This window comes from Sedimenticola selenatireducens (assembly GCF_007625115.1).
Classification (GTDB): Bacteria; Pseudomonadota; Gammaproteobacteria; order Chromatiales; family Chromatiaceae; genus Sedimenticola; species Sedimenticola selenatireducens_A.
The window spans coordinates 78,719-84,914 of the sequence record NZ_VMNH01000001.1 but is presented as its reverse complement, the minus strand read 5'-3'; the positions used below and the strand labels follow the sequence as shown (position 1 = coordinate 84,914).

Here is a 6,196-nt window from a genome sequence, read left to right as displayed (position 1 = left end):
GCGTCAAATACAGCTTCACCGCCCGAAGGCGTTCTTCGTATGAGTACATGGACTACCTCCAAAGTAGTCCAAGATTTTGTCCGCATCCCCGGTGGGTCAGTTTTAGGTGCAATTCAACAGCTCAGTGCGAATCTGAAGCCCTGGAACTGGCTCACCAATTGAGCCACACAGGACCGATAATCGAACAACATCACGCAGTAACCGTAACTTCAGCAAGAGGGATTTATTATGTCTGATTCAGTGAAAAGCGTTATGGAAAACAACCCCAGCGCCGCAGACCTACTCAACGCCGCCACCCTTCGATTGGGGGGAATCTCTGCTATGGCCTTTCAGGTATCGAATAAAGATTTCGGTGAGTGGTCGGAGGGTATCCGGGCTAATTACGCCCATAGCATGAAAATGCTTGCAGACGACGTGGCAGACCTTGTCGAAGAGCTGCATAAGCTGACCAAGGAGGCGCAGTCATGAGTGATGTAAACATAGACTGGAATGCAATGTCCCCCGATGAGTTCTCGAAGAATCTTATTATCCATGCGGAGGAACTAGGGCCGGGTATTACCTCTGAAGAGATAGACCAAGTTGAGGCTGTTTTTTCGGGGGAGGCGCTGGGGGTAACGCGGAGGCTTGCACTCTCAATCCTCAATCTATCCTTCCCTGAACTCCGGGAAAAGGTTGTGGCAGATGATGAGTTTGCCGCAGCCGTCGCAGATACGTTTGAATGCCTGAATACGAGGTACTACACGGACACAGCCGATCTACTCCAGGCGGCACAGTTACGAATGATGGTGGCTCTTTCGTATCGCCATGATATGGATGAAGTATTGAAAAGAACCACTCTCAGCTAACCCACAAACCAATCAACAACCCCGCCCGGTTCGCTTGGCGGGGTTTTTTGTGCTAGATGCTCAACTTAATTCTGTGTGGAATCCATGTATTTGTTATTGTGCTAATTATCAAGAGGTAGTGGCCGTTCATAATTGTTGGCATGAGGTCCGTGCCTGACACCATGTGGCGAATCGAAAAACACTCCTGATAGGCAGCAATCGACATAAAGCTGCCTGTCAGAATTCTTGACAGCATCCTACACACAGTCAAAATTAGCCTGAAGCCCTGAGTTGCAGGAAACGACATGTAACTGCCGTTCGCAAATTTAAAGGAATTTGTTTGTGTCCGGTCAACTTTGGACTGTTAGGAATATCTAATAGAGGCTGTTAGAATTCTCTACATATATACATCCATATATGGATATGGTGGATCGGTGTTCGGTTTCATACTTGGATATAAGGACATCGCACAAGCGGCTCCTTAACATCGCCCATACCCAATCCTCTGGGCAGCAGAAAAGACAGCGTAGTGATCAGGGAACTCACATGAATGCTAATTACTCCAACTACCGACCGGACATCGATGGCCTGCGCGCGGTTGCCGTGCTCAGCGTTATCCTGTTTCACCTTAACGAATCTTTGCTTCCCGGTGGCTTTGTCGGCGTCGATATTTTCTTTGTTATTTCCGGATACCTGATTTCGCTGCACATCCTGCGTGACTTGAGCAAGGGTACGTTTTCACTGCTTGAATTCTATCGTCGCCGAGTTAAACGCATCTTACCTGCGATGCTGGTGGTGGTTTTCGTGACTATCGTGATCGCGCAGTTCCTGATTCGGCCATCCGATGCGGAACGTGTCGCTGAATCCGGCCTCTGGTCGCTACTTTCGATGGCAAATGTCTACTTCTGGTTGTTCGAGGACTCTAGCTATTTTGCCCCCAACAGCAACCAAATACCGCTGTTGCATCTCTGGTCACTCGGTGTCGAGGAACAGTTCTATATTTTCTGGCCATTGGTTCTTGGAGTTGCGTATCGTTGGGGGCACGGTAAAAACTTTTTCCTAGTGTTCAGCATTGTCGCAGCTTTCTCCTACCTGGCCGCTGAGTACCTGTTCAGATTCGATCCGTCGTTTGTTTACTACATGCTGCCGACGCGTGCGGGAGAACTACTGATAGGTGCGCTTCTGGCCCTGTATATCATCAAACGTGGCGATATCAGTTTACCGAATGTTTTCCCGATGATCGCGGCATATACCGGGACTTTTCTTATTGCAGGCTCCATCACACTGCTGTCCGAGGATATTGTCTTTCCGGGATTACACGCGATCCCGCCCACGCTTGGAGCAACCATGCTTATCTTCGCGGGCCACTATCGCGTCACGTTGCCGATTCGGGCATTAAGACTTCAGCCATTGGTGTGGGTTGGCTTGATCTCTTATTCCGCTTACCTATGGCATTGGCCCCTGCTGGCCTTCTATCGTTATGGTGCAAATGAGCCCGGACTGTATTCAGGAACCGCCTTGTTTGTCCTAACGTTAGTGCTTGCATGGCTGAATTATAAATATATAGAGACTCCCATGAGACGATCGAATCGTTCGGCGATCGCGATCATCGTCCGCTATTTCATCATTCCCACCGGAGCCATTGCATTTATCGCTCTCGTATCGATGAAGCTTGATGGTTTCGGACTGCGTTGGTTTTCACCGGAGTATAGAACCGCCCTGATGGCTATACGTGAAGAAGTGAAACCCGCATACCAGTTTGACTACGTCTGCCAGAGTCAACGCGTTACCAAAGTAGATATAACCAATCCGGGTTGTGTACTCGGTGAAGCAGAACAAACAGAACCAGCGGTGCTGCTCTGGGGAGACTCGAACGCTGCACACTATGTCGGCATATTAGGAGCTGTTGCCAAACATCAGGGTTTTCGCTTTCGTAACCTGCAACTTGGTTCGTGTCCACCCATTCTTGAAGGAATCGCAGCAGCAACTAACACCAAGCGAATTGCGGACTGCGAGCATGCCATTTCACTGATCAGCGAAACGCTTGGCAGTTACAAGGTAATTATGATCTCAGCAAACTGGACCGGTTACGCGGAGAAATCCCCAGACTTCTACCAACACCTCGCCGATACTGTTGAGTATATTACCGCATCAGGAAGCCATGTCATCTTGATCGGCAAGGCTCCAATACTACATGGCTATGACAGGCTGTGCCGGGAAAAAGCACTGAGTTATCCGATCGGAAGCTGTCGCGTAGAACCGGTTGAGCTAGCACCTGAGATACTTAATGCCAATCAACGACTCTCGGCAATGGCCACGGAAAACGAACTGGTGGAATACATCGATTTCAATTCGACATTGTGTGAAGGGGTATGCAGTGCATATGATAGGAATGACAAGCTACTCTATTACGACTCTGGTCATTTGTCGTTGCCAGGATCCTGGTCTGTTGGAAGGGAACTCGTCGATTCGAACGCAATCCCGCAACCTCTTGCTAGCATCCCGGCGTATGTTAAAGAACCCCATCAGCCTCGGTAACGGGAATCCAGGGTTTCCATGGTCAAGGCCTGCTACAGTTGCATTACCTCCATGCTGGACAATCTAACGACCGTCAGCTTTTGGATGTTTCCTGCCGCCTGTCTAGGGGCATTAATGGCAACAAAGTGTCAGGAATCGACCAAATAGAAAAGCACTAACTAACTGATCTCTCCCCCGTCTGATGGGGCTACATAAGATCAACTAAATTCTGGCGCTCGTTCTCGAATCTCTATTTCCTGTTGGGCAGATGCAAGCAAACTGCTGTACAGGTTAAACATAAACACACTGGTATAACCGTGCTTGCCTTCGTGCCGATCCAATTCAGCCCTGTAGCGGCTGATTCGATCCTCTGGGGGTAGGTCTTTCAAGTCGGGCATATCCTTTGCTCCTGGTGTTAGTCATTAGGGAGAATGACTCTAAACCAAGGTGAGGCCGTGTGAAATAATACTTGTCTTGGTTGTGTGTAAGGATTGGATTACATGAGTTTGAATGATCATTTTTCTTGTTCTTGATTAGTTGCATGCACAGCCTCACTACGGAGGTGTTTTTTTAGGAATTGCATTTATACAAAACGGGGGATATTCTGGCCTGAAAGGATGATTGTTTTACATGGTGGTAAATATGAAACGGATAGCACTACTCTTCGCTGCGCTAATTTGCGCACAGATAACCCACGCTGGCGGAATTAAGAAATGGACAGACTCAGAGGGGAATGTTCATTTTGGGGATGCGCCACCACCTACCCAGACAACGAAGCGTGTTCAAGTTAGAGACCCCGCAACCGGTAACGGGAGTATGGTTAAGCCTGATTTGCTGATGTCCCGCAAAACCGAGCGCAGAAAATCCCACATAAGCGACAAAGAGCCAGACCGCGACTACGGCGAGCGTCTGCGCTATCGAAATGCGGCGGTTAAGGGTGAAGTACTTATGGGCATGACAGCGAAAGAGTTGGAGCGATCTCAGGGTAAGCCAGCCAAAATAAATCGGTCACAAGGAAAGTGGGGGGAGAGTGAGCAATGGGTATTCGAACGTCCAGATGGAACAAGGGATCTAATTTATCTGGAAAATGGCGAAGTAACAGCGCGCAATTAATGAATATACGAATCGTTGCTCTATCCTTGTTGGTTCTAAATGTCGCGCCTGCGGAATCTGGCGTTTACAAGTGTGTGCTAGATGGGAAACAAATTTGGCAGGAGAAGTTAGTCAACTGAACTTGACCTGACAATACGGACTTCCAGAAAGCTGGTAACTGTCAGATCAAGTCGCGACTACTACATATAAATGTAACAGGGTAGCTATGCAACTTTTTCTTTGGTAAGTGGTATTGCTTTTTCTATGATCTTTTTTGCTTGTGCAATCGCAAGCTCTGCTTCTTTTTTTGTGAATTCCAGACTGATGTGATAGTCAGCTTTTGTTCTCAAAGTCCTGCATTGCCTGAGAATGTAGCCTAGCGATTTTATTGCCATGTCACGATCCCGGGATATGCTTTTTACCATATGATTCTCTAGTGTATCTATAAGATGGGTATGGCATCCGCCATTTACATCCTGATACTGGGGAAGGTTATTTGATACTGCTTTTGCAGCGTGGAAGGCTGCATAGTAAGCGCGACTAGCGGCATTTCTTTGGCTAATTTCTAGGTCGTTTGTTAATTGATCCTGAGCGAATGATAAAAAATCCGTGGATGTAGTGCTCATTTAATTACTCAGGTACATATATGAATGATATGGACTTACTTAAACTAGGTATAAAGTTTTCACAAGCAAGTGATTCAGCAAGTTCTATATTCAAGTTAGATAAATTATCAATGCTGCTATCGACATGTAATAAGACATTGACAGTATTATCCCAGCATGAGAATTCAACTTCTCTAAAACCAACTTGGTATTTATGGAGTATAGAAATTGCCGTATCAAAAAAACGTAGAGATTGTGAGTCAGTGATCATATCTTTCGATAAAATATCAGCCATTCCGTTGATAGTTTGACTTAGACGATGCGGTTGTTCCGGACTTCGCTTGTCCCATTCCGATAGAAGGATATTTGCCTTTTGCATAGCGCCAGCTTTAGCGCTATAAACAATCAAGGCATTTAATATGTCCATATCCATAGGGGCAAGGCTAAAGGCTTTTTCTGCGAGACTAATGGATTCTTGATAAAACCCTAGCTTCTCAAGTGAAGTTGCGTAATTCATAATCGCCCAAATATCATTAGGACGTATATTTAAGGCCTTTTCATGGTATTCCCTGGACTTTTCTATGTGCCGCTCAATACATTCTAATGCGCCTAGAACAACATATGACCCAGCAGCATCAATTTTTAAGAGTGCTTTGGCTTTGTTTTTAAGTGAGGCGATCATCAATTGATTCTTAGCATCAGATGGGCTTAGCTCATTTATGCTTTTTAGAATACTATTGGCTTGGGTTTGAGGTGAGCTGTACATGCAATTCCTAATAATTCTTCAAACAGAGGGCGTCTGCCTGTTAGTCCCTTTTATGCGTATCTCTGCGAGCGGATAGTATTGCATCTTGTCTTGTAAAAATAAACTGATTCGTATTTGTGGGAATGCTATCACTAATATTTTTTGCGGCTGTGCCTGCCTCACTTTCTATAACTTGTTCTATTTCTTTACGAAAAACTTCTCTCTGCTGCTTTAATCTAATCAAATATAACGGCTCTTTAGTTTTAGGTGGATGGTCAGCCCAAGGATCGAATGTTTCTGCTCTAAACCGCTTCTCAGCCTCCAAAATATCTGATTCTAAAGAGAATAGGGCGTCTGTTAGGTCGTCTAGGGTCATGGTATGCACTCAGCGTAATTCCCCAATCCCACCAGAA

8 protein-coding genes are annotated in these 6,196 nt (G+C 46.2%); 4 read left to right on the top strand and 4 right to left on the bottom strand.

Annotated elements, in window-relative coordinates; translation table 11 throughout:
• The first annotated feature begins 228 nt into the window (after nt 1–228).
• The 3 genes from FHP88_RS00380 (at nt 229) to FHP88_RS00370 (ending at nt 3,362) form a co-directional block, all read left to right on the top strand.
• Entirely contained in the window at nt 229–468 is a 240-nt protein-coding gene (locus FHP88_RS00380) for a hypothetical protein (protein ID WP_144357011.1), read from the top strand.
• A complete protein-coding gene (locus FHP88_RS00375) occupies nt 465–845 on the top strand; it encodes a hypothetical protein (RefSeq protein ID WP_144357010.1) in 381 nt (126 codons plus the stop codon). The genes FHP88_RS00380 and FHP88_RS00375 overlap by 4 nt, the downstream gene beginning before the upstream one ends.
• A gap of 525 nt (nt 846–1,370) precedes the next feature.
• Nucleotides 1,371–3,362: an acyltransferase family protein gene (locus FHP88_RS00370; RefSeq protein WP_186297543.1), complete on the top strand. Its 1,992-nt coding sequence runs from the start codon at nt 1,371–1,373 to the stop codon at nt 3,360–3,362.
• Between the two features lie 197 nt (nt 3,363–3,559).
• On the opposite strand, the gene FHP88_RS00365 is transcribed toward FHP88_RS00370, so the two are convergent.
• Nucleotides 3,560–3,739, bottom strand: coding sequence for a hypothetical protein (locus FHP88_RS00365; protein WP_144357008.1), 180 nt, complete (start codon nt 3,737–3,739; stop codon nt 3,560–3,562).
• Between the two features lie 244 nt (nt 3,740–3,983).
• Between FHP88_RS00365 and FHP88_RS00360 the strand changes: the two genes are divergently transcribed.
• Nucleotides 3,984–4,454 carry a DUF4124 domain-containing protein gene (locus FHP88_RS00360; protein WP_186297542.1) on the top strand — a complete coding sequence of 157 codons (471 nt, stop codon included), beginning with the start codon at nt 3,984–3,986 and terminating at the stop codon, nt 4,452–4,454.
• Between the two features lie 203 nt (nt 4,455–4,657).
• Here the strand turns inward: FHP88_RS00360 and FHP88_RS00355 are convergent, their stop codons facing one another.
• From FHP88_RS00355 to FHP88_RS00345, 3 genes are read right to left on the bottom strand one after another with little or no spacing between them, the layout of a single operon-like run.
• Nucleotides 4,658–5,059: a HEPN domain-containing protein gene (locus FHP88_RS00355; protein WP_144357006.1), complete on the bottom strand. Its 402-nt coding sequence runs from the start codon at nt 5,057–5,059 to the stop codon at nt 4,658–4,660.
• 4 nt (nt 5,060–5,063) lie between these two features.
• Nucleotides 5,064–5,804, bottom strand: a complete 741-nt coding sequence (locus tag FHP88_RS00350; protein ID WP_144357005.1) for a tetratricopeptide repeat protein — start codon at nt 5,802–5,804, stop codon at nt 5,064–5,066.
• A 40-nt stretch (nt 5,805–5,844) separates the two neighbouring features.
• The gene (locus FHP88_RS00345) at nt 5,845–6,159 is read right to left on the bottom strand and encodes a hypothetical protein (protein WP_144357004.1); all 315 of its coding nucleotides are present in this window, start codon (nt 6,157–6,159) and stop codon (nt 5,845–5,847) included.
• Nucleotides 6,160–6,196: the final 37 nt, after the last annotated feature.